This window comes from Arthrobacter globiformis, from assembly GCF_046536215.2.
Lineage (GTDB): Bacteria > Actinomycetota > Actinomycetes > Actinomycetales > Micrococcaceae > Arthrobacter > Arthrobacter globiformis_E.
In genome coordinates, this window is sequence record NZ_CM143421.1 from 4,000,263 (window position 1) to 4,022,184 (window position 21,922).

The 21,922-nt window shown below is 67.0% G+C and carries 20 protein-coding genes; 13 read left to right on the forward strand and 7 right to left on the reverse strand.

Features of this window, described 5'->3' with window-relative positions:
- Positions 1-97 precede the first annotated feature (97 nt).
- Positions 98-1,453: an ABC transporter substrate-binding protein gene (locus R5O87_RS18030; RefSeq protein WP_410557270.1), complete on the forward strand. Its 1,356-nt coding sequence runs from the start codon at positions 98-100 to the stop codon at positions 1,451-1,453.
- 169 nt (positions 1,454-1,622) lie between these two features.
- On the opposite strand, the gene R5O87_RS18035 is transcribed toward R5O87_RS18030, so the two are convergent.
- From R5O87_RS18035 to R5O87_RS18045, 3 genes are all read right to left on the reverse strand, one after another.
- A complete protein-coding gene (locus R5O87_RS18035) occupies positions 1,623-3,638 on the reverse strand; it encodes a beta-galactosidase (RefSeq protein WP_410557272.1) in 2,016 nt (671 codons plus the stop codon).
- Between the two features lie 51 nt (positions 3,639-3,689).
- Positions 3,690-5,777 carry a DUF6807 family protein gene (locus tag R5O87_RS18040; RefSeq protein ID WP_462836330.1) on the reverse strand — a complete coding sequence of 696 codons (2,088 nt, stop codon included), beginning with the start codon at positions 5,775-5,777 and terminating at the stop codon, positions 3,690-3,692.
- Between the two features lie 188 nt (positions 5,778-5,965).
- A complete protein-coding gene (locus R5O87_RS18045; protein ID WP_410556061.1) occupies positions 5,966-6,991 on the reverse strand; it encodes a LacI family DNA-binding transcriptional regulator in 1,026 nt (341 codons plus the stop codon).
- Between the two features lie 193 nt (positions 6,992-7,184).
- Between R5O87_RS18045 and R5O87_RS18050 the strand changes: the two genes are divergently transcribed.
- The 8 genes from R5O87_RS18050 to R5O87_RS18085 all read left to right on the forward strand — a co-directional run bounded on the left by R5O87_RS18050 (position 7,185) and on the right by R5O87_RS18085 (position 15,857).
- Positions 7,185-7,550, forward strand: a complete 366-nt coding sequence (locus R5O87_RS18050; RefSeq protein WP_410556060.1) for an L-rhamnose mutarotase — start codon at positions 7,185-7,187, stop codon at positions 7,548-7,550.
- A gap of 62 nt (positions 7,551-7,612) precedes the next feature.
- Entirely contained in the window at positions 7,613-8,779 is a 1,167-nt protein-coding gene (gene rhaI, locus R5O87_RS18055; protein WP_410556059.1) for an L-rhamnose isomerase, read from the forward strand.
- A gap of 3 nt (positions 8,780-8,782) precedes the next feature.
- Positions 8,783-10,834 carry a bifunctional aldolase/short-chain dehydrogenase gene (locus R5O87_RS18060; RefSeq protein ID WP_410556058.1) on the forward strand — a complete coding sequence of 684 codons (2,052 nt, stop codon included), beginning with the start codon at positions 8,783-8,785 and terminating at the stop codon, positions 10,832-10,834.
- Complete coding sequence (locus tag R5O87_RS18065; protein ID WP_410556057.1) at positions 10,831-12,339, forward strand: rhamnulokinase; 1,509 nt, start codon at positions 10,831-10,833, stop codon at positions 12,337-12,339. The genes R5O87_RS18060 and R5O87_RS18065 overlap by 4 nt, the downstream gene beginning before the upstream one ends.
- A gap of 89 nt (positions 12,340-12,428) precedes the next feature.
- Positions 12,429-13,733: an MFS transporter gene (locus R5O87_RS18070; protein ID WP_410556056.1), complete on the forward strand. Its 1,305-nt coding sequence runs from the start codon at positions 12,429-12,431 to the stop codon at positions 13,731-13,733.
- A gap of 357 nt (positions 13,734-14,090) precedes the next feature.
- Entirely contained in the window at positions 14,091-15,227 is a 1,137-nt protein-coding gene (locus tag R5O87_RS18075; RefSeq protein ID WP_410556055.1) for a 3-deoxy-7-phosphoheptulonate synthase, read from the forward strand.
- 96 nt (positions 15,228-15,323) lie between these two features.
- Positions 15,324-15,536 (forward strand): helix-turn-helix domain-containing protein, encoded by a 213-nt coding sequence (locus R5O87_RS18080; protein ID WP_003797758.1) that lies wholly within the window; start codon positions 15,324-15,326, stop codon positions 15,534-15,536.
- 222 nt (positions 15,537-15,758) lie between these two features.
- Positions 15,759-15,857 carry a 30S ribosomal protein bS22 gene (locus R5O87_RS18085; protein ID WP_003792170.1) on the forward strand — a complete coding sequence of 33 codons (99 nt, stop codon included), beginning with the start codon at positions 15,759-15,761 and terminating at the stop codon, positions 15,855-15,857.
- Positions 15,858-16,049: 192 nt separating this feature from the next.
- Here R5O87_RS18085 and R5O87_RS18090 read toward each other — a convergent pair whose 3' ends face one another.
- Entirely contained in the window at positions 16,050-16,868 is an 819-nt protein-coding gene (locus R5O87_RS18090; protein WP_410556054.1) for an HAD family hydrolase, read from the reverse strand.
- An 82-nt stretch (positions 16,869-16,950) separates the two neighbouring features.
- Between R5O87_RS18090 and R5O87_RS18095 the strand changes: the two genes are divergently transcribed.
- On the forward strand, positions 16,951-17,208 hold the full coding sequence (locus R5O87_RS18095; protein ID WP_410556053.1) for a glutaredoxin family protein: 258 nt from the start codon (positions 16,951-16,953) through the stop codon (positions 17,206-17,208).
- A gap of 86 nt (positions 17,209-17,294) precedes the next feature.
- On the forward strand, positions 17,295-17,990 hold the full coding sequence (locus R5O87_RS18100) for a redox-sensing transcriptional repressor Rex (RefSeq protein ID WP_410556052.1): 696 nt from the start codon (positions 17,295-17,297) through the stop codon (positions 17,988-17,990).
- A gap of 48 nt (positions 17,991-18,038) precedes the next feature.
- Here the strand turns inward: R5O87_RS18100 and R5O87_RS18105 are convergent, their stop codons facing one another.
- From R5O87_RS18105 to R5O87_RS18115, 3 genes are all read right to left on the reverse strand, one after another.
- Complete coding sequence (locus tag R5O87_RS18105) at positions 18,039-18,926, reverse strand: hypothetical protein (protein ID WP_410556051.1); 888 nt, start codon at positions 18,924-18,926, stop codon at positions 18,039-18,041.
- Positions 18,927-19,130: 204 nt separating this feature from the next.
- The gene (locus R5O87_RS18110; RefSeq protein ID WP_410556050.1) at positions 19,131-19,763 is read right to left on the reverse strand and encodes a hypothetical protein; all 633 of its coding nucleotides are present in this window, start codon (positions 19,761-19,763) and stop codon (positions 19,131-19,133) included.
- 129 nt (positions 19,764-19,892) lie between these two features.
- Positions 19,893-20,441, reverse strand: coding sequence for a YceI family protein (locus R5O87_RS18115; RefSeq protein ID WP_410556049.1), 549 nt, complete (start codon positions 20,439-20,441; stop codon positions 19,893-19,895).
- Between the two features lie 198 nt (positions 20,442-20,639).
- On the opposite strand from R5O87_RS18115, the gene R5O87_RS18120 reads away from it, so the two are divergent.
- Positions 20,640-21,305, forward strand: coding sequence for a histidine phosphatase family protein (locus tag R5O87_RS18120; protein ID WP_410556047.1), 666 nt, complete (start codon positions 20,640-20,642; stop codon positions 21,303-21,305).
- Between the two features lie 3 nt (positions 21,306-21,308).
- Complete coding sequence (locus tag R5O87_RS18125) at positions 21,309-21,920, forward strand: TlpA family protein disulfide reductase (protein WP_410556046.1); 612 nt, start codon at positions 21,309-21,311, stop codon at positions 21,918-21,920.
- The last annotated feature ends 2 nt before the right edge of the window (positions 21,921-21,922 follow it).

Here is a 21,922-nt window from a genome sequence, read left to right on the forward strand (position 1 = left end):
CTCCAAACGCATGCTTGTAATACAAGATAGCTACTTATAATATTAGCTGGAAAGCGTTTTCCTCATCCTTCAAGATCAAAGAAGATCGGAGTGAACTGTGCAACTGTTCTCCAAACCTGCCCCTGGTGCCGGGACCGCCCGGCCCACGGTATCCAAGACCCCGCGAAGGCTGCGAAAGGGGGCAGCGGTCGCTGCGGCAGCCGCCGTCGTCCTTGCACTCAGTGCCTGCGGCGGAGGATCTGCCGCCCAGAGCCCCGACGGAAAGGTTGAGCTCCGGTTCTCCTGGTGGGGCAGTGACAAGAGGGCACAGGTGACCCAGGAAGCCATTAAGGCCTTCGAAGCCGAGAACCCGAACATCAAAATCAAGCCCGAGTACGGCGACTGGAGCGGTTACTGGGACAAGCTGGCCACGCAGGTCGCTGCCAACGACGCTCCCGACATCATCCAGATGGACGAAAAGTACATCACCGAGTACTCCAGCCGCGGAGCCCTGCTTGACCTCTCGAAGTACGGCATCGACACCTCCAAGCTCGACGAGGCCACCCTGAAGGCGGGGCAGAGTGAGGACGGCCTGACGGGTATCCCGGCCGGCATCAATGCAGCCACCATCCTTGCAAACCCGGCCGTGTTCAAGGCTGCGGGTGTGGCGCTGCCCGATGACGCGACCTGGACCTGGGATGACTTCGAACGGATCTCCGCCGAGGTGACGGCGAAGTCTCCGAAGGGCACCTACGGGGCGGCCGCGTACGGGACCGATGAGGCATCCCTCGGAGTATGGCTGAGGCAGAACGGAAAGTCCCTCTACACCCAGGACGGCAAGCTCGGCTTTGAGCCGTCGGACATCGCGGCCTGGTGGGCGTTCCTCAAGCAGATGAGTGAGCACAAGGCAGTACCCTCGGCGTCGGAGGTTGTTGAAGCTGATGCCGCGCCCCTGGACCAGAGCGGTCTCGCAACGGGCAAGAACGGACTCGCCTTCTGGTGGTCCAACCAGCTTCCCGCGCTGGAAAAGGCTGCGGGCGCAGAACTGAAGATTCTCAGGTTCCCCACAAAGACCGGCTCCGCTGCTGATGCCCAGCTCTGGTACAAGGCCTCGCAGTTCTGGTCGGCTTCCTCCAGGACCAAGCACCCTGAGGAGGTCGCCAAGTTCATCAACTTCCTGGCCAATGACGCCAAGGCCGGCCAAGCACTCCTGGCTGACCGGGGTGTCTACCCGAACACCGATGTGCGCAAGGCGATCTCCGCCAAGCTGACCCCTGCGGACGTCAAGGTCGTGAAGTTCATCGACCAGATCAAGAACGAACTCGGCGAGGCTCCTGCCCCGCCGCCGAAGGGGGCAGGCGCCATCCAGGAAATCATCAAGCGCTACACCTCGGAGGTGCTGTTCAACAGGCTCTCGGCAGATGACGCCGGCAAGAAAGCCGTGGACGAGATGGCATCGGCCATCAGCAGTTAGCTTCATGCGGACATGAAAAACCCCGGGCCGTCTCCCAAGGGAGATAGCCCGGGGTTTTCCGCGCGGGTTTATGCGCGGGAGGGGGTGGAGTTTTTGTCCACGTATCGCGACTTCGGAGGCCTTGAGCGGCCATTATCTGGACAAAAACTCCAAACTCCCGACCAAAAACTTAGTCCTCGGCGATCACGGCCACTGCTCCGCCGGGAACAGTCCCGCCGAAGCGTCCGCCGCCCAGCAGCTCCTCGCCGTCGGCCTTCACCGCCGCATCCTCCGTGCCGTGGTTGATGGCGAAGAGGAAGCGACGCCCGTCTGCCGTCACCCGGCGGGTAAGTTCGACGCCGGCAGCCGCTTCCGCGGACGCTGCCACTCCCGCTTCGGCCAGGAGACTGTCCAGCAGGCGTTCGATGCCGTCGCGGTCCGGGAGCGTGGCCAGGTACCACGCGGCGCCGCTGCCGGCGGTCCTCCGGGTCAGGGCGGGGACCCCTTCCAGCGGGTAGCCGGTGAAGGTCGCCACGGCCTCGGCCCCGGCGAGGTGGACGTGCTCGCTCCAGACCCGGCCAACGGTGCCGTCGCTCAGGGTCACCTGTCCGCCCTCGAGCAGGGGATGGAACTCCTCGGTCCGGACGCCCAGGAGTTCCCTGAAGGCGCCCGGGTAGCCGCCCAGCCGGATGTGGTCGCGTTCGTCCACGATGCCGCTGAAGTAGCTGACCAGCACCGTGGCGCCGGCCTCGGCCGCGCCCGCGATGTTGGCCGCGGCGGAATCGGTGACGCAGTAGAGCGTGCACACCAGGACCAGGCCGTAGCCTGCAAGGTCCGCCGTTGGATGCACGAAGTCCACGCCCACGCCGCGCAGGAACAGCGAGCGGTGGAACGCGCGGATCAGCTCCAGGTACTTCACGTCCTCGCTCGGGTGCGAGTCCAGCTCGCTGGCCCACCAGGCCTCGTAGTCGAACACGATGGCCACCCGGGATTCCACCGTGGAACCCTTGACCGGGCCGAGCCGCTTCAGGGCTTCGCCGAGGGCCACCACCTCGCGCCACACCCGGGTGTCGCGGCCGCCGTGCGGCACCATCGCCGAATGGAACTTTTCGGCCCCGGCCACGCTTTGCCGCCACTGGAAGAACATGACGGCATCGGCGCCGCGGGCCACGTGCGCCAGCGAGTTGCGGAGCATTTCGCCCGGCATCTTGGGCTGGTTCCGCGGCTGCCAGTTCACGGCCGATGTCGAGTGTTCCATCAGGATCCACGGCTGGTTGCCCGCAACGCCGCGGGTGAGGTCAGCGCTGAACGCCAGTTCGATCTGCCGCTCCGGGTCGGCGGCCACGAGGTAGTGGTCGTTGGCCACGACGTCCAGGTCCTCCGCCCAGTGGAAGTAATCCAGGGGCTTGGTGGCGCTGGACACCATGAGGTTGGTGGTGGCCGGAACGTCGGGGGTTACCTCGCGGATCACCGCCAGCAGGCCCCGGTAGTAGTCCATCAGCGCCCAGGAGCTGAACCGCTGGAAGTCCAGCCGCTGCGTCGGGTTGAGTGTGGTGGGGGCGTTCCGCGGCGGAATGATCTCCTCGAACGAGGCATAGTGCTGCGACCAGAACGCCGTGCCCCAGGCCTCGTTCAGCGCCTCGATGCTGCCGTAGCGCCGCTCCAGCCAGCGCCGGAACGCCGCGGCGTCCTCCTCACCGTAGAACTCTGAAACGTGGCAGCCGAGCTCGTTGTCCACGTGCCACAGCGCCAGCGCCGGATGGTCCCGGTACCGTTCCGCCAGCTTGCGGGTGATGCCTGCGGCATATCGGCGGTAAACAGCGGACGACGGCGAGTAGTGCCGCCGGGAGCCGCGTTCCAGGACGGTGCCCTCCGCCGTTACCGGCAGGACTTCCGGATGCTTCCGCACCAGCCAGGCCGGGGGAGCGGCCGTGGCCGTGGCGAGGGCCACCTTGATGCCCGCACCGTGCAGGTTGTCCAGCACCTCGTCCAGCCAGCCGAAGTCGTACTCGCCTTCGCTCGGCTGCAGGAGCGCCCAGGAAAAGATGGCCACGCTGAGGAGGGTCACGCCGGCCTCCTTCATGAGGCCGATGTCCTCCAGCCGGACGTCGGCCGGCCACTGCTCGGGGTTGTAGTCGCCGCCGAATGCCAGGCCGGGGCCGCTGTTCCAGGCCGGGGTCGGGGAAGCAGGGTTTTGCGGTGGCATGGGACTCCTTTGTTGGGGCGGAGGATCCGGCTCAGCGATCGTGTTCCGACCTTACGCCGAGGCCACCAGGGATGCGACGGCGGCGGGCGACAGTTCGCCGTCGCACACCCAGACGCTCAGGCTCCGCCGCAGCGACTCCCCGGCCGCCAGCGCCACCGGCCGGTCCCATGCCAGGGCCGACCCGACGGCGGGGTAGCCGGAGCAGCGGACAAACCAGGGGTCGGCGGCCTCGGCCGGCGCGCCGAACACGAGCGTGGCGGGCTGCCCGGCGCGGAGGCCGGGAACCTCGCCGAAGGAGGCGGTCCACGCCAGCCACGGCGCAACGGAACCGTGGACGGCCGGTTCCCCCTCGGCGTCGGACGTGAAGATGCGGGCGCCGCTGCAGGCCGGAAGGCGCCAGAAGAAGCCGCCGTAGCCGCTGCCGGCGGCTCCGTTGGAGCCGGGGCTGCCCAGCGAAACGTCGACGACGGCGGTCAGTTCCGTGCCCAGGTCCAGGCGCCACACGCGTTCCCCCAGGATCCCGCGGCCGAGGGTCCGCTGTTCAGTCAGCAGGGGCTGTCCGTCCGTGCCGAGCCAGCGGAGCTGCCGGGTGCCCGGTGCGTCCGCAGTGGCCGCGTCCACATTGGCAGGGAGCAGTTCGATCCGGCCGTGGTCCGGCCGGGACACGTATGCGCCGGCGTCGCGCGTGTACGTCCTGCCGCCCCAGAAGTTGGTGCCGTTGACGTCCTGGAGCGCGAAGCCGGCGCCCAGGTGCCACGGGTGGTCGGCGGGCAGATGGTCGGTCACCTCGGTGCCGCCGAGGGTGTTGACGGGGTGCAGGTAGGGGCGAGGGGACAGCCCCGCGTTGAGTCCGGCACCGGTGCGCTCCACCGCCAGGGGCCTGCCGCCGGCGTCGAACAGGACTGCGTCGGAAACGGCTGCGCCGGTACCGGCGCTCCCGGCGGGATCAGCCGGCCGCGCCCACGGCAGGGCCAGCTCGCTGAACGTGGCGTGCGCGCCGATGGCCCGCGCCAGGGCATCCTCAATGCCCGGAATGACGGCACGGGCGGCATCGCCGTCGCCCTCCCAGAGCACGTGGCCCGGACCGATAGGTGCCGGCGGTTCGGCCGTACGGACAGCCTCGAGGACGAGCATGAACGCGCCGGAGTCGTTGAGGGCGCTGGTGAGCTCCTTGCCCGTGGCCAGGTGCTCCAGCAGGTTTTCCGTGAGGTCGTCGCGGCCGAATGCCTGGGAGTGTTCTCCGTCCGCCGTGCTGATGTGCAGCCGGTCCTCCGTGTAGTGGAAGACTGCTGTTCCCGCGGAGCCCTGAAGGGTGATGTACGGTTCCACGGACTCCGCGGCGCAGAGCGTCAGGGCGCAGGTAATGGGCAGTCCGGCGGTAGTGCGGATCCGGATGACGGACGTGTCATCGGACTCGATGTCGTTCGCGCGGTAGAGGTCGGTCTCCACGGAGGCCACATCCTCCACCGTACGGGCGCCCGCGATCCGCAGGGCGGTGGCGATGGCATGCGCCAAGGGGTTGGTGGCCACACCGTCCACCACGTCCACACCGTCAATGCTCCGCTTGCCGGCCCACCGGGAGCGCTTGTAGTAGGCGCGGTCCCGCACCCAGCGTCCGGTGGCACCGATGCCCTGCAGGGTGCCGATGGTGCCGTCCCGAAGGAGCTGCTCGATGGCCGCCAGGGCCTGTGACCCGAGGCTCTGGAACCCGATCTGCACGCTGCGCCCGGATGCCGCTGCGGCCTCCTGCAGCTGCCGGAAGTCGGCCAGCGACGCCACCGGCGGTTTCTCCAGATAGAGGTCCGCGCCGGCGGCCAGGGTGGCCAGGGCCAGGGGTGCGTGGGTCTGGATGGGGGTGGCCACGATGACCACGTCGGGGCTGTGGTTGCCGGCCAGGAGGGACTGCAGGTCGGCGTGGACCGCGGTGGTCTCCGGCAGCGCGCCGGGGGACGGCGGATTCGGGTCGGCCACGGCCACGAGTTCCACCACGCCGGCCTTGGCCAGCCGTTCGAGGTTCGCCAGGTGGTGGGCGCCGAAGCCGTGTACGCCGATCAGGGCGATCCGGGCCGGTGCTTCGCGGCCGTGCGCGGTTGCGAGGTCCACGGCGCCTGCCGCGGGCTGGGTGGGCGGGGTATCCATGGTGCTCCTGTCCGGCGCTGCGGTGCTGCGCGACGCCATCGTCAACCGTTGCCGGGAGCGTGTGCCATGGGCTGGCAAGCGCTTTCCCGAGTCCGTTTGCTGCCTAGTGTACTCCCTCGATCCGCCCTGCGTAACGTTTCAATCCGGCCTGGGACCAAGCGGCCGGAGTGCCAGTGCGGCGCGCTTCCCTAGTGGGGTGCGTCGGTGCCCGCCGTGCTTTGCCGGACCACGAGCTCGGGTGTGAACACGACGGCGCGGTGCCGCGGGTGCCGTGCGTCGAGTTCCTCCGTCAGGAGCTCAATGGCGGTCCTGCCGATGGCGTCTGTGGGCTGGCGGATGGAGGAGAGTGGCACGACGGCGGACACGGCGAAGTCGATGTCGTCGTAGCCGATCAGGGCCACATCCTCCGGAATGCGTACGCCGTTCATCATGGTCAGCGACTGCATCACGCCCAGCGCCAGCAGGTCGTTGGCGCAGAAGACGCCGTCGGGCATGTCCGCGGCGCCACGGTCGACGAGGCTGTTGCCCACGCCGCGTCCGGCCAGCACCGTCTGGCCGTCCGAGTCGAGCACCTCCAGCGTGGCGCCGGCCGCCTCGTCCACGGCGCGGCGGGCACCGAGCAGGCGGTCGGATACCTGGCGGATCGACAGTGGCCCGCCCACGAAGGCCAGCTTCCTGCGCCCGAGATCGAGGAGGTGCCGGGCGGCAAGGTACCCGCCGGCGTCGTCATCCACCGAGACGGAACTGAAGCGGTTCTCGTCGGCCAGCCGGTCCACCAGGACCGTGGGGACGCCGCGCTGCCGCAGCGCATCCAGCCGGTCGGCCACGTCCCCCACCGGGGAAATGAGCAGGCCCTGGACCCGCTGTTCCTGGAACAGGTCGATGTAGTGCGATTCCCGGTTCGCATCGTGGCCGCTGTCGCCCAGCAGTACCGCACTGCCGTTCACTGCCGCGGCGTCTTCCGCCGCCCGGACCAGGGATGTGAAGAAGGGGTTGCCGACGTCCAGGACCACGACGCCGATGGTGCGGCTGTGCCCCGCCCGCAGCTGCCGCGCGGCGTCGTTGCGGACAAAGCCGAGCTCATCGATGGCCTGCAGCACCCTGTCCTTGGTGCGCTTGGAGACGCGGTCCGGGTTGTTGAGGACGTTAGAGACCGTTCCCACCGCGACCTGCGCATGGTTGGCGACGTCCTTGATGCTGGCTGCCCGCGACACTCTGCTGATCCTCCGAAGATCGATTTGCCCGTCCGTGTGAAAAAGCTTGACACCCTTCCTGCTCCCAGAGTAATTTGAATCGTACCAATGAAACGATTCAAAGATGTTGAAGTTCAAAGACGGCGAATATTCAGCGCCGAATGAATTGGTTTCGGCTTCTTGCGCCGCCCCTAAACGTCCACAGGAGTACAACATGAGGGTTTGCTTCCGATCCTCCGTCCAGCCGAAGCTGCTGGGGGAGTACCGCCGGCGCCATGCCGCTGTCTGGCCCGAGATGCTGGCCGCGCTCAAGGATGCCGGCTGGAACAACTACTCGCTGTTTCTGGATGCCGACGGGCTGCTGATCGGGTACCTCGAATGCGACGACTTTGACGCGGTGCGCGCACGGATGGCACTCACGGACGTCAATGCCCGCTGGCAGGCGGAAATGGCCACCCTCTTCCGGGACAGCGATGTTCCGCCCGACGAGGGCTTCCGCGTCCTCGATGAGGTGTTCAACCTCGAGGAGCAGCTGGCCGCAGCCACCGGCAGCAACGCTGCCGCCGCCGTCGGGCACTAGATCTTCCGGGCACTGATCCTCCCTGCAAACTTTCACTGCCAAACACTGACGAAAGAAAGATTATGAACAACACAGCATCGGCTCTGGGCCGGCTTTCGGAGCTTGCCATTGAGGTCCCGTCGTGGGCCTACGGCAACTCGGGCACCAGGTTCAAGGTGTTCGGCACGCCCGGTACCCCCCGCACCGTCCAGGAGAAACTGGCGGACGCCGCCAAGGTCCACGAACTCACCGGCCTGGCGCCCACGGTGGCGCTGCACATCCCGTGGGACAAGGTGGACGATTACGCGGCGCTGAAGGAGTTCGCTGCCGGCCTCGGCGTGGGGCTGGGCACGATCAACTCAAACACGTTCCAGGACGACGAGTACAAGTTCGGCTCGCTGACGTCCTCGGACGACGCCGTCCGTCGCCGCGCGATCGACCACCACTTCGAGTGCATCGACATCATGCATGCCACCGGGTCCCGGGACCTGAAGATCTGGCTCGCGGACGGCACCAACTACCCGGGCCAGGACGACATGCGCGGCCGCCAGGACCGTTTGGCCGAGTCCCTGCAGGAGATCTACGCCCGGCTGGGCGAGGACCAGCGCCTGGTGCTGGAGTACAAGTTCTTCGAGCCGGCTTTTTACCACACGGACGTTCCGGACTGGGGCACGTCGTACGCGCAGACCCTTGCCCTGGGCGAGAAGGCCTTTGTCTGCCTGGACACCGGCCACCACGCCCCGGGCACCAATATCGAGTTCATCGTCATGCAGCTGCTGCGCCTGGGCAAGCTGGGTTCGTTCGACTTCAACTCGCGCTTCTACGCCGACGACGACCTCATCGTGGGCGCCGCCGACCCGTTCCAGCTGTTCCGCATCATGCACGAGGTGATCCGCGGCGGCGGCTTCGGCAAAGAGTCCGGCGTGGCGCTGATGCTGGACCAGTGCCACAACCTGGAGGAGAAGATCCCCGGCCAGATCCGCTCTGTGCTGAATGTCCAGGAGATGACCGCACGGGCGCTGCTGGTGGACACCACCGCGCTGGATGAGGCGCAGCGCTCCGGGGACGTCCTGGCCGCGAATGCCGTGTTCAACGACGCCTTCTACACCGACGTCCGTCCGGTCCTGGCCGAGTGGCGTGAATCCCGCGGACTGCCCGCGGACCCGCTGGCCGCCTACAAGGCCAGCGGCTACCAAAAGCAAATCAACGAGGACCGCGTGGGCGGCCAGCAATCCGGATGGGGCGCATAAAGCATGAACATGCAGAACACAGCCAACAAGACTGTTGAAGACCTGGTCGCGCGTTCGAACCGGCTCGGTGCGGACAAGCGGAACACGAATTTCGCGGGCGGCAACACCTCGGCGAAGGGGTTGGAGAAGGACCCGGTCACGGGCGAGGACGTCGAGCTGCTGTGGGTGAAGGGTTCCGGCGGGGACCTTGGAACTTTGAAGGCGCAGAACCTGGCGGTGTTGCGCCTGGACCGGCTGCAGGCGCTGAAGAACGTGTATCCGGGGGTGGAGCGCGAGGACGAGATGGTCGCGGCGTTTGATTACTGCCTGCATGGCAAGGGCGGCGCGGCCCCGTCGATCGATACGGCCATGCACGGGCTCGTGGACGCCGCGCATGTGGACCACCTCCACCCGGATTCGGGCATCGCCGTTGCGACGGCGGTGGATGGTGAGGCGCTGACCGCGAAGATTTTCGGTGACAAGGTGGTGTGGGTGCCGTGGCGCCGGCCGGGGTTCCAGCTGGGCCTGGACATCGCCGAGATCAAGGACGCCAACCCGCAGGCGATCGGCACCATCCTGGGCGGGCACGGCATCACCGCCTGGGGTGAGACCAGCGAGGAAGCGGAAGCGAACTCGCTGTGGATCATCGACCAGGCCGAGCAGTACATCGCCGCGAACGGCAAGGCCGAACCCTTCGGCCCGGCGCTGCCCGGCTATGCCCCGCTGCCCGAGGCCGAACGCCGCGCGAAGGCCGCCGCGCTGGCCCCGGTGATCCGCGGCCTGGCCTCGGCCGACAAGCCCCAGGTGGGCCACTTCAGCGACGATCCTGCCGTGCTGGAATTCCTGGAGGCCGCGCAACACCCGCGCCTCGGCGGGCTGGGCACCTCCTGCCCGGACCACTTCCTGCGCACCAAGGTCAAGCCGCTCATCTTGGACCTCCCCGCGGACGCCTCCATCGAGGACTCCGTGGCCCGCCTCAAGGAGCTGCACGCCGCGTACCGGGAGGACTACCAGGCCTACTACGACCGCCACGCCACCCCCGACTCACCGGCCCTGCGCGGTGCGGACCCGGCGATCGTGCTGGTCCCGGGGGTGGGGATGTTCTCCTACGGCAAGGACAAGCAGACCGCCCGGGTCGCCGGGGAGTTCTACCTGAACGCGATCAACGTGATGCGCGGCGCCGAGGCGATCTCCGCCTACGCCCCGATCGATGAGGCCGAGAAGTTCCGGATCGAGTACTGGGCCCTGGAGGAGGCCAAACTTGCCCGGATGCCCAAGCCCAAGTCCCACGCTACCCGCATCGCCCTGGTCACCGGCGCCGCCTCCGGCATCGGCAAGGCCATCGCCACCCGCCTCGCCGCGGAAGGCGCCTGCGTGGTCATCGCCGACCTGAACCTCGAAGACGCCCAAAAGGTCGCGGAAGAGCTCGGCGGCCCGGATGTCGCCGTCGGAGTGCAGTCCGACGTGACCAACGAGGCCCAGATCGCCGCCGCGATCGATCAGGCGGTGCTGGCCTTCGGCGGGGTGGACCTGGTGGTCAACAACGCCGGCCTGTCCATCTCCAAGCCGCTGCTGGAAACCACCGAGAAGGACTGGGACCTGCAGCACAACGTCATGGCCAAGGGCTCCTTCCTGGTCGCGAAGGCCGCCGCGAAGGTCATGATCGGCCAGGGCCTGGGCGGGGACATCATCTACATCTCCTCCAAGAACTCCGTGTTCGCCGGCCCGAACAACATCGCCTACTCCGCCACCAAAGCCGACCAGGCCCACCAGGTCCGGCTCCTCGCGGCGGAACTGGGCGAGCACGGCATCCGAGTCAACGGCATCAACCCCGACGGCGTGGTCCGCGGCTCCGGGATCTTCGCCGGCGGCTGGGGCGCCAAACGCGCCGCGGTCTACGGCGTGGACGAGGAAAAACTGGGCGAGTATTACGCCCAGCGCACCCTCCTCAAGCGGGAGGTCCTGCCCGAACACGTCGCCAACGCCGCGGCCGTGCTCACCAGCAACGAACTCTCCCACACCACCGGCCTCCACATTCCCGTCGACGCCGGCGTAGCGGCAGCCTTCCTCCGGTGAGCACCGCACCAACCCATGATGTCGACGGCGGCCTGTTCGCCGCCGTCGACATCGGCGCCTCCTCCGGACGCGTCATCCTGGGCCGGATCAGCGCCGGAACCCGGTCTGCCGGGGCAAACGCCGCCGACGGCGGTCCGGCGCGGGCCATGCTCGATGTCGTGCACCGGTTCCCCAACGCCGTCGTGCAGTCCGACGGCGGCCTCCGCTGGGACTTCGACGCCCTCTTCGCCGAGGTGCTCACCGGTCTCGCTGCCGCCGGCAAGGCGGCGGCGGAGCGGGGCGAGGCGGTTACCAGCATCGGCATCGACACCTGGGCGGTGGACTACGGTCTGGTCACCAAGGCCGGCGAACTCACCGCGCAGCCCTACAGCTACCGGGACGAACGCAGCCGTGCCGCCGTCGCCCGGGTGCACGGGAAACTGGACCCGGCACGGCTCTATGCCACCACGGGACTGCAGTTCCTGCAGTTCAACACGCTCTACCAGCTCGCCACCGAACCGGATCTGGACGGGCTTCAGGCCCTGCTGATCCCCGACCTGATCGCGTTCCTGCTCACCGGGCAGCGCCGCACCGAGGCCACCAACGCCTCCACCACGGGACTGTTCGGCGCGGTCGCGGGGGAGTGGGCCAGCGAGCTGTTCGGACCCCTTGACCTGCCCAGGGATCTGTTCCCGCCGCTGATCCAGCCCGGCGAAACCGTGGGCACCCTGCTGCCCGGAATCGCAGAACGGACCGGGCTGCCCGGGGCAACGAAGGTGGTGGCCGTCGGCTCGCACGACACCGCGTCGGCCGTGGCCGCGGTCCCTGCGGAGCAAGAGAGTTTCGCCTACATTTCCTCCGGCACCTGGTCCCTCGTGGGGCTGGAACTGCAGCATCCGGTGCTCACCGAAGCCAGCCGCGCGGCGAACTTCACCAACGAGCGCGGCGTGGACGGCACCACCCGGTACCTGCGCAATGTCGGCGGCCTCTGGCTCCTCAGCGAGTGCCAGCGCACCTGGGCCGAAGACGGCTACCGGCCGGAGATCGGCGAACTCCTCGACGCGGCCGCGGCGCTGCCGCCCGGAGGACCCCGGATCAACCCGGACGATCCCGCCTTCATCGCCCCGGACAACATGCCGGACCGGATCCGCGCAGCAGTGCGGAACACCGGAACCGTCCTTCCCGACCATCCGGCAGCGATCGTCCGCTGCATCCTGGACAGCCTCGCCGCCGGCTATGCACGCACCATCGGCGACGCCGAACGCCTCGCCGGTGTAGCCGCCGACGTGGTGCACATCGTCGGCGGCGGATCGCAGAACGCGCTGCTGTGCCAGCTCACCGCGCAGGCCACCGGCAAACGGGTCATCGCCGGTCCGGTCGAGGCGACAGCCCTCGGCAACGTGCTGGTCCAGGCGCGGGCAGCCGGCGTAGCCACAGGCGGCCTGGCGGATCTCCGCAGGATTGTTGGTGCCGGAACGAGCCTGCGCCGCTACGAACCCCTCACCTCAAGCGTTCCGGCGACTTGATGGTGACAGGCGGTTCTTGAAACGTGTCAAATCAGGGTAGCCCTAAACGGCTGCCCGGCGCCGAAGGCGTCGCCAGAGAAAGATTCACTATGACAAACACCCCGCAGATCGGCGGCTGGAAGGCCACCGTCGCTGTGTCCATGTCCAACTACATCGAAGCCGGATCCATCATTGCGCTGGCGACGAGCCTGACGCTGTGGCAGGAGTACTTCGGCTTCAGCAACCTCATTGTTGGCCTCATCGCCGCCCTCAGCGCCAACGCGTTCGGCGCCGCGGTCGGTGCGATGATCGGCGGGCCGCTGGGCGACCGCTACGGCCGCAAGTTCATCTACACCTACGACCTCATCCTGTACATGATCGGCACGGCCCTGGTGATCTTTGCTGTGGCCCCGTGGATGCTGGTCGTCGGCGTGATCCTCACCGGGATCGCCGTCGGAGCCGGCGTGCCCGTCGCCTGGACCTACATCGCCGAAGAGGCGCCCTCCGAACAGCGGGCCAGGCACGTGGGCACCGCGCAGTTTGCGTGGTCGCTCGCTCCGGCCCTGGTCTTCCTCCTCGCCACCGTCGTGGTTCCGCTGGGGCTGCTGGGCAGCCGGCTGGTCTTCGCGCACCTGTTCGTCATCGCCTTCATCACCTGGTGGATCCGCCGCCGGCTGTCCGAGTCCCACACCTGGAAGAAGTCGAATGAAGCCCGTCTGCTGGAGGAGGCATCCGGCGTCAAACGGCGCAACTACCGCGAGCTGCTGACCAACGCCACCAACCTCAAGGCAATCCTCTTCCTCGTGGGCGTCTACGCGCTCTGGAACCTCGTGGCAGGCCAGATGGGCATCTTCATGCCGCGGGTGTACGAATCATCCGGGGTTGAGTCGTCCGCTGAGCAGAACCTCCTGCAGGTGCTGCTGTGGACGCTCACCGTCGTTGCCACGTACTTCGGCTTCATGAAGTACGGCGACCGCGTTGACCGCCGCCTGCTCTACGGGATCGGCGCGGTGCTGGGCCTTGCCGCCTGGGTCCTGCTGGTCTTTGTCCACGTGACCATGCCGGTGCTGATTCTCTTCGCCGCCCTCTGGGGCATCTCGGCCGGCATCGGCGCCCAGGCCTTCTACGCCCTGTGGGCAGCCGAAATGTTCGCCACCCGGTACCGGGCCAGCGCGCAGGGCGTGTTGTTCTTCGTGGCCCGCATCGTCGTCGGCCTGCTGAGCTACTGGTTCCCGACGCTGCTGGCCGATCACGGCGTGCCCTTCGTCGGCGCCATCATGATCGGGGCGTTGGTAGCCGCCATGGTCATCGGCATCGTCTGGGCGCCGGACACCCGGGGCAAGAGCCTGGAGCAGATCGAGCAGGAACGCTACGGCGAGCCGGCCAGGCAGCCGGCGGAGCAAACCACAGCCTAGCCCGGCGGGGTACTGCAAAACCGCCCCGGACCAGCGCGAACGTACACTTGCGGCCCTTGGGAAGCGCTTCCTGGGGGCAACAAGTGTACGTTCGCGCTCCCGCCGGACCGGGGTGCCGCGCGGGCCGAATGTGACGCGGCCGATTTGGCGATCCACCGGGGCGGGTTTATGGTCATTTCCATGACTAACCGTTGGTATGCGTATTTTTCGTTGGCTCTGGAGGGGCCCGCGTCTAACTGACACGCATCCAACTTTCCTTCAGAGCCAACAGGGCAGAGATCATTCTCTGCCCTTCGCCATTTCCACGGCGGGTTCTGATCAGGGGCCCGCTCTCCCACCCGGAACAGGACCCCGAAAATGAGCGCACCAGCCACCGAAACCCAGCAGCCGACGTCGAAACGCCAGTCCACGTCGAACCTGAGGGTCAGCGAGATCACTGCCCTGCCCACCCCTCAGGAAATGATGGCGGAACTGCCGCTGGACGCAAAGGCGGCCGCCGTCGTCGAGCGCGGCCGTGACGAGGTCCGGGCCATCATGGACGGCGTGGACGACCGCCTGCTGGTAATCGTGGGACCGTGCTCCATCCACGACCCCAAGGCCGGCCTGGAATACGCCCGCCGGCTGGTCAGCCAGGCCGAGAAGCACAAGGAAGACCTGCTCATCGTGCTGCGGGCCTACTTCGAAAAGCCACGGACCACCGTGGGCTGGAAGGGCCTCATTAACGATCCGCACCTGGACGGCAGCCACGACATCGCCGGCGGACTCCGCGCCGCCCGCAGCTTCCTGCAGCAGGTCACCGCCCTGGGGCTCCCCACCGCCACCGAATTCCTCGAGCCCATTAGCCCGCAGTACATGGCCGACCTCATTTCCTGGGGCGCCATCGGCGCGCGGACCACGGAAAGCCAGATCCACCGCCAGCTCGCCTCCGGCCTCTCCATGCCCATCGGCTTCAAGAACGGGACCGACGGCGACCTCCAGGTGGCCGTCGATGCCTGCGGTGCCGCCGCGGCAGCCCAGGCTTTCCTCGGGATCGACGGCGACGGCCGGGCCGCGCTGGTGTCCACCGCCGGCAACCCCGACACCCACGTGATCCTCCGTGGCGGAAGGAAGGGGCCCAACTACTCCGCCGCCGACGTCGAGGCCGCCTCCGCCAAACTCACCGCCAAGAACCTCAACCCGCGGCTGATCGTGGACGCCAGCCACGCCAACAGCGGCAAGAGCCACCACCGCCAGGCCGAGGTGGCGCTCGAAATCGGCGCCCAGCTCGAGGACGCGGGAACCGCCGCCGGAGCGATCGCCGGCGTCATGCTGGAGAGCTTCCTCGTAGGCGGCGCACAGAACCTCGACGTGGCCGAACACGCCGCAGGCCGCTCGGACCTGGTCTACGGCCAGAGCGTCACGGATGCCTGCATGGAATGGGATGTGACGGCGTCCGTCCTCGACCAGCTGGCCGCATCGTCGCGGAAACGGCGGGCTTTCACAATGGCCACGTGAGCATCTAGAGTAACTAGAACACGGTTGTTCGATGGCTCAGCATCGGCGCACCGCAGATAGACCGGCGTCGTTGCTGAGAGCAAAGGAATATGGGTAATGTCCGCAGAGTCGAACTTCTCGAACGCCAAGTTCTTGACCGTGGCCGAGGTGGCTGAGGTAATGCGTGTCTCCAAAATGACCGTGTACCGCCTTGTCCATTCGGGGGAGATGCCCGCCGTCAGGTTCGGCCGCTCCTACCGCGTCCCGGAGACCGCCGTCGAACAGTACCTCAAGGGTGCTGTCGTGGACGGTCACACGGGCACCGCCTGACGGGACCAAACTGACCGCACCGATCCCGTGGTTGCTGCAGCCGCCTTGGGGGCCGCTGCACGCCACGGGAACTGTGCTGGTCAGGGGATGGTCCGGATAAGCGGTACCCTGTTAAGGAACGTTTTACGTCATTGTAAGAATCTGTCAGTTGTTCAGTCTGTTGCTCAGTCCACGGACCTTCTCCATCAGACAGGTACTGCATCTAGTTTGTAAGGAACTTTCGTGGGTTCAGTTATTAAGAAGCGTCGCAAGCGTATGGCCAAGAAGAAGCACCGCAAGTTGCTTCGTAAGACCCGCCACCAGCGCCGCAATAAGAAGTAGAGTCCGCTCTACGCTTCAATGCCCGTTCCCTTTCGAGGGTGCGGGCATTTTTGCGTTCCCGCCCCTCAAACCGCCACGAGACGCGCAAAGTGCCTGGCGTCGCGCGAACCGCCACGCGACGCGCAAAGTGCCTGGCGCACGGGGAATTCCCGCCGCGAGGGGTAATTTGCGTGTCGCTGGGAAAGAAGTGCGTCAGGCGCGGGGGCCGCGGAAGCGGGTGTAGCCCCGCCACAGGCCGTAGACTGCGCCGCCTGCTGTGGCTGCCTTCAGGCCCAGGGTGGCGGCCCGGCGGCCGGAGCGGAAGTCGTAGACCGGCCAGTTGTGTTCGCGGGCGTGCTTGCGCAGGCGGGCGTCCGGGTTGATCGCCACGGGATGGCCCACCATCGTCAGCAGCGGGATGTCGTTGTATGAGTCGCTGTAGGCCCAGCAGCGCTTCAGATCCAGCCCGTGCTGGTCCGCGATGCCCTGGACCGCCACGGCCTTGGCGGCGCCGTGCAGAATGTCCCCGACCAGCCTGCCCGTATACAAGCCGTCCTTGGTCTCGCCCACGGTTCCCAAAGCTCCGGTGAGCCCCAGCCGCGTGGAAATCACCGTGGCCACCTCGATCGGCGTCGCCGTGACCAGCCAGACCTTCCGGCCCACCCGCAGGTGCTGCTCGGCCAGGGCCTTCGCGCCGGGCCAGATCCGGGAGGCGATCATCTCATCGTAGACTTCTTCGCCCAGCGCCTTGATGTCCTCCTCCGTGATGCCGGCGGCGAGCCTCAGTGCCGAATCCCTGACGGCGTGGACGTCGTTGAGGTTCTCGCCGCGGAGCACGAACTTCAGCTGCTTCCACGCCATGCCCGCCGCCTGGGCAATCGTGAAGGCGCCGCGCTGGTGCATTTTCCTGGCCACGTGGAACAGGCTCGCGCCGCGCATGAGGGTGTTGTCGACGTCGAAGAAGGCTGCCTCGCCGTGTTGCTGCTTCGCAACCGGACGGTGGGCCACAGCGACGTACTTCTCCTCGGGCATGCCACGAGTCTAGTCAATGCCGTGCCTCACACCTGACGGCCGCCGCGTCGCCCGGGGCCGGGAACGGCGATACGGTTGAAGCATGGCAAACCCCGACGTCGTTCTCCTCACCAAAGCTGACTGTCACCTCTGCGCCGCGGCGCGCGACGCCGTCAGGCGGGTCACGGCGGAACTGGGACTTTCGTGGTCGGAACGGCAGCTGGACGCCGACGATGAGCTGCGCGACCGTTACGCCGAGGAGATCCCGGTGGTGCTGGTGGACGGCATTCAGCGCGACTTCTGGAAGATCGACGAGGCGCGCCTGGAGCGTGTCCTGCGCCGTGCCATGGCGGGGGACTAGCCGATTTCGAACAATGGCATTGGCTTTGTTGGCATAACTGATGGGGATCTAGAGTGGACTCACAACGCGACGCAACGGAGCAGATAGTGACTTCGCTCGATTCACCACCCCAGGCCCTGCCCGGGCCCACCGGGGCTGCCGGCAAGCAGATCCCGCCCGCGGCCGTGGCCCGGCTGACGATCTACCTGCGCGCCCTGAACTCCCTGCTGTCCGAAGGCACCGAGCGGGTCTCCTCCGAATCACTGGCTGAGCTTTCCGGGGTCAGCTCCTCAACGCTCCGCAAGGACCTGTCCCACGTGGGTTCGTACGGCACCCGCGGCGTGGGCTACGAGGTGCAGTACCTGAGCCGCCACATCGCCGCCGCGCTGGGGCTGACGCACGACTGGAAAGTCGCAATTGTCGGTGCCGGTAACCTGGGCAAGGCACTGGCGCGCTACGGCGGCTTCGAATCCAGGGGCTTTGACGTGGTGGCCATCTTCGACGCCGACCAGATGGTGGTGGGCAACGAGGTGGGATGGCTGCGGGTCAGCGACGTTGCGGACCTCGAGACGGTGCTGGAGCGGACTGGCACCAACATGGTGGTGCTCGCCCTGCCGGCGTCCGTGGCCCAAAGCGTGTGTGACCGGGTGGTGGGTGCCGGGGTGCGCAGCATCCTCAGCTTTGCTCCGGTGATGCTCCAGGTGCCCGACGGCGTGACGCTGAGGAAGGTGGACATGGCCACTGAGCTGCAGATCCTGGCGTACCACGCACAACGGGCGCAGACCCCCGGTCAGCCGGAGTAGCTCCGGCGTTCCAGGAATCCGCGCCCGTTGGCGGTTTAAGACTTCTTGTTAGCGGCCGTACGGGCCAGGCTGCGAGGACGGGTTGGCGAACGGCTGCGGCTTCTGGAAGTAAGGCGCCGCCCCCGGCAGGTACAGCATCACAATCGCGGCGATGCCGAGGAGGCCCACCAGGGTGTTCAGGCCCAGCGGGAAGAGGCTGAACACGGAAAGCGCTGCGAACACGGTGCCCAGGATGCGCGCCCAGTTCTTGCCCTTCCGGACGTTGAAGGCCACCAGCGCGTAGAGGCCGGCGCCGATCAGGGCAAAGACCACCATGGTTCCGATGATGAAGCCCTTGACGTCCTCGAACGCGATGTTCTGGCCGCTGCCGCGCAGCTGCTCCTCGAACGTGCTCCGCATGGCCGGGTCATCCAGGCTGGGAATCGCGACCAAAAGGTTCAGGATCGACAGCACGCCTGCGGCGATGATCAGCCAGAAGGAATAGTTCACGAGCTTCGGAACGCCTGCGCCGGTTGCCGCCTGGGCCTGTTCCGACGGGTACTGACCGTAGGGCGACTGGCCATAGGGGCTCTGCCCGTACTGCGACTGTCCGTAGGGGGATTGGCCGTACTGCGGTTGCCCATACTGCGGCGGGTTCTGGCCGTACTGCGGTGCGCCGCCTTGCCCGGACTGTCCGTACTGCGGGTTCTGGCCGTACTGGGGTGCGCCGCCCTGTCCGGACTGTCCGTACTGCGGGTTCTGGCCGTACTGCGGAGTGCCCTGTTCGCCCTGTTCGCCCTGTCCGTACTGGGGCGCGTTCTGCCCGTACTGCGGCGCGTTCTGCCCGTACTGCGGCGCGTTCTGACCGTAGCGGGGCTGCCCGTTGCCTGTCTGGGAACCGTTGCCCGGTTCGTTGGAGCCTGGGTCATTGGAGTGCGGGACTGGAGGATTGCTCATGAGCGGTCCTTTGCGTAGTGACGTCTGAATCGGCTACCGGTTCAGACGCCTGCCCTCCCCAGCATGGTTCACTTCCCACCGTACCCCTCAGCAGGTGCGCGGTGGATCATTCCGGAGAGGGATTCCAAAGCGGTGCCAACCTGCGGAAACGCTGCCTGCAGGGAACCGTACGGGCAGGAAATCAGCGGTCCAGCCGGGCGCCGGTCAGCTGCGGCCGCGTGCTGCCGCGAACCAGCTCTGGGAGTTGGGCACCCACATCAGCACGGTGGCCACCAGGCTGACCAGGAATCCCAGCCAGTTCCCGTCCTGGCCTGCGGGAAAACTCGAGCTGATGATGGCCAGCAGCAGTGACACCCCGGTCACGATGGTCAGTGCCAGCCGCGCCCACTCCTTGCCTTCCTTCAGCTTCATGGCCAGCACAATTTCCGCCGCCGCCACGGCCAGGGCCACCAGCACGAGCAGGAACACGAGCATGGCCAGGCCGGGAATGATCGCAAAGAGGACCAGCACCCCAAAGAGGCCGATCACACCGCCCAGCAGCCCCAGTAGGCCGCCGATCACCCAGACCCAGTAGGACACCTTGAGCTCCGTGGGCAGGCCCGTCACGTCGAACAGGCCGGTGAAGCCGCCACGGGGGAGAATCTCGCTGAAGTTCCGGGGACGGTCAGCCGGCATCTCGAAGCCGAACCGGCCGCTGCCGGAGGGCGGCTGCTGACCGGGGAACGGCTGGTCCGGTTGCTGCCCCGGGAAGGGCTGTCCCGGCGTCGGACGTTCGTTGCCCGATGGCGGCACGTCGCCGGGATCACGGGGTTCCGGTTCTTCGCTGGGGGTGCTCATGGCACTCACTTTAAACCCGCGATTTTGCCAATTCCAGAAGGCCGGAACGCCGAACGCCCCGTCTGCGGTGAGTCCGCGGACGGGGCGTTTCGGGGTCAGCAACCGTGGCTGGGAAACCAGCCGTGAAACCTAGGCTGAAGGTGCGATGAAGGCCAGTTCAAGGTTGATGGCAACCTTGTCGCTGACCAGGACGCCGCCGGCTTCCAGCACGGCGTTCCAGGTCAGGCCGAAGTCCTTGCGGCTGATGGTGGTCTCGGCGGAAACACCCGCGCGGGTATTGCCGAAGGGGTCCACTGCGACGCCGTTGAACTCGGTCTCGAGGGAGACGGGGCGGGTGACACCCTTGATGGTCAGGTCGCCCTGGAGTTCGTAGCTGTCGCCGTTGGCCACGAGGCCGTTGGAGACAAAGGAGATCTCCGGGAACTTCTCGACGTCGAAGAAGTCTTCGCCGCGGACGTGGCCGTCGCGGTTGGCGTCGCCGGAATCGAAGCTGGCGGTCTGGATGGTGGCCTCGACCTTGCTGGCCGTGACGTCGTCGGCCAGGTCCAGGGTGGCGGTGGCGTCCTTGAACTGGCCGCGGACCTTGCTGATGCCGGCGTGGCGGACGGTGAACGCGATCTCGCTGTGGGAGTTGTCGAGGGTCCAGGTGCCGCGGGTGAGTTCGGTGGAAAGTGCCATGGTGGTTCTCCTTGTATCAGTCGGTCGTTCGGGTGATCGTTGAAGCTTTTGTTGAAGTCTCAACTAACTGCTGCATCCAGTATAAACATGCATTTGCATCTTTTATTCCACCGGCCGGGAACTTTTTGAAAAATTTTTGAGTTCTACTTGGTGTAGAAGATTTCGTCATTACCCCTGCCCTTTGAGAAACTGGTAGACATGCCCCAAGCCACTGTCCATTTGCTCCGCCACGGCGAGGTCCACAACCCCGAAGGTGTCCTGTACGGCAGGCTGCCCGAATTCCACCTCTCCGAACTTGGCCGGCAGATGGCGCAGACGCTCGCCGAGCACTTCCGCGACCGCGCAGCCCAGGGCGCCAACATCGTGTACCTGGTGGCGTCGCCGCTCACCCGTGCCCAGGAAACTGCCCAGCCCACCGCGGAAGCGCTGGGGCTGGACATCCACACCGACAGCCGCATCATCGAGGCGGAAAACCACTTCGAAGGGCTGAAGGTCACCAAGGCCGAGCTGCGCAAGCCCAAGCACTGGCCGCACCTGATCAACCCGTTCCGTCCCTCCTGGGGCGAGTCCTACAAGCAGCAGGCAGCCCGCGTGACCGAGGCCGTCCAGGAGGCCCGCGCCAAGGCCATCGAACTGGGCGGCGACGGCGCCGAGGCCATCCTGGTCTGCCACCAGCTGCCCATCTGGGCCACCCGGCTCAGCGCAGAGGGCAAGCCGCTGTGGCACGATCCGCGGAAACGCGAATGCACCCTGACCTCCCTCACCTCCCTGGTTTTCGGCGACGACGGCACCCTGCTGCGCGTGGAGTACAGCGAGCCCGCCGCCGCCCTTCTTCCCGGTGCCTCGAGCACCCCCGGAGCCTAAGCTATGACTGAAACACCCAAGAGTTCCCGCCGCAGCGTCCTCGCCGCCGGTGGCCTGGCCCTCACTGCGCTCACGCTGGGCCTGTCCGCCTGCGCCCAGGAGGATGCCCTGGCCAAGCAGGCCAAGGCCGGGGACAACAAGAACTACGTGGCCGGCGACGGCTCGGTGACCGAGTTTGCCGCAGCCGAGCGCAAGTCTGGCATCCAGATCCAGGGCACCCTGTTTGACGGGACCGCCGTAACCCCCAAGGACTTCCTGGGCAAGGTCACCGTGCTGAACTTCTGGTTCGCCGCCTGTGCGCCGTGCCGGGTGGAGGCGCCCTCGCTGGAGGCCCTGCACCAGGAGTTCAAGGGCAAGGGCGTGCAGTTCATGGGCGTGAACCTGCGCGACGAGAAGGCCACGGCCGACGCCTTCGACAAGACCTTTGGCCTCACATACCCGAGCTTCGACGACAAGGACGGCAGCGTGCTGCTGGCTGTTTCCGGTCTGGTGCCCCCGGGTGCCGTCCCCACGACGCTCGTCATGGACAAGCAGGGCCGGGTTGCATCGCGTGTGCTGGGGGAGATCGAGAAGGGCACGCTCAAAGCTCTCATCCAGTCTGCCGTGGCAGAGTAACC

Coding starts and splice junctions, on each gene's coding strand:
- R5O87_RS18050 (WP_410556060.1), top strand. CDS start 7,185: ATGAGGGTTTGCTTCCGATCCTCCGTCCAGCCGAAGCTGCTGGGGGAG.
- R5O87_RS18040 (WP_462836330.1), bottom strand. CDS start 5,777: ATGGATACCCCGCCCACCCAGCCCGCGGCAGGCGCCGTGGACCTCGCA.
- R5O87_RS18095 (WP_410556053.1), top strand. CDS start 16,951: ATGGCAAACCCCGACGTCGTTCTCCTCACCAAAGCTGACTGTCACCTC.
- R5O87_RS18035 (WP_410557272.1), bottom strand. CDS start 3,638: ATGCCACCGCAAAACCCTGCTTCCCCGACCCCGGCCTGGAACAGCGGC.
- R5O87_RS18110 (WP_410556050.1), bottom strand. CDS start 19,763: ATGAGCACCCCCAGCGAAGAACCGGAACCCCGTGATCCCGGCGACGTG.
- R5O87_RS18125 (WP_410556046.1), top strand. CDS start 21,309: ATGACTGAAACACCCAAGAGTTCCCGCCGCAGCGTCCTCGCCGCCGGT.
- R5O87_RS18060 (WP_410556058.1), top strand. CDS start 8,783: ATGAACATGCAGAACACAGCCAACAAGACTGTTGAAGACCTGGTCGCG.
- R5O87_RS18080 (WP_003797758.1), top strand. CDS start 15,324: ATGTCCGCAGAGTCGAACTTCTCGAACGCCAAGTTCTTGACCGTGGCC.
- R5O87_RS18090 (WP_410556054.1), bottom strand. CDS start 16,868: ATGCCCGAGGAGAAGTACGTCGCTGTGGCCCACCGTCCGGTTGCGAAG.
- R5O87_RS18120 (WP_410556047.1), top strand. CDS start 20,640: ATGCCCCAAGCCACTGTCCATTTGCTCCGCCACGGCGAGGTCCACAAC.
- R5O87_RS18075 (WP_410556055.1), top strand. CDS start 14,091: ATGAGCGCACCAGCCACCGAAACCCAGCAGCCGACGTCGAAACGCCAG.
- R5O87_RS18115 (WP_410556049.1), bottom strand. CDS start 20,441: ATGGCACTTTCCACCGAACTCACCCGCGGCACCTGGACCCTCGACAAC.
- R5O87_RS18105 (WP_410556051.1), bottom strand. CDS start 18,926: ATGAGCAATCCTCCAGTCCCGCACTCCAATGACCCAGGCTCCAACGAA.
- R5O87_RS18070 (WP_410556056.1), top strand. CDS start 12,429: ATGACAAACACCCCGCAGATCGGCGGCTGGAAGGCCACCGTCGCTGTG.
- rhaI (WP_410556059.1), top strand. CDS start 7,613: ATGAACAACACAGCATCGGCTCTGGGCCGGCTTTCGGAGCTTGCCATT.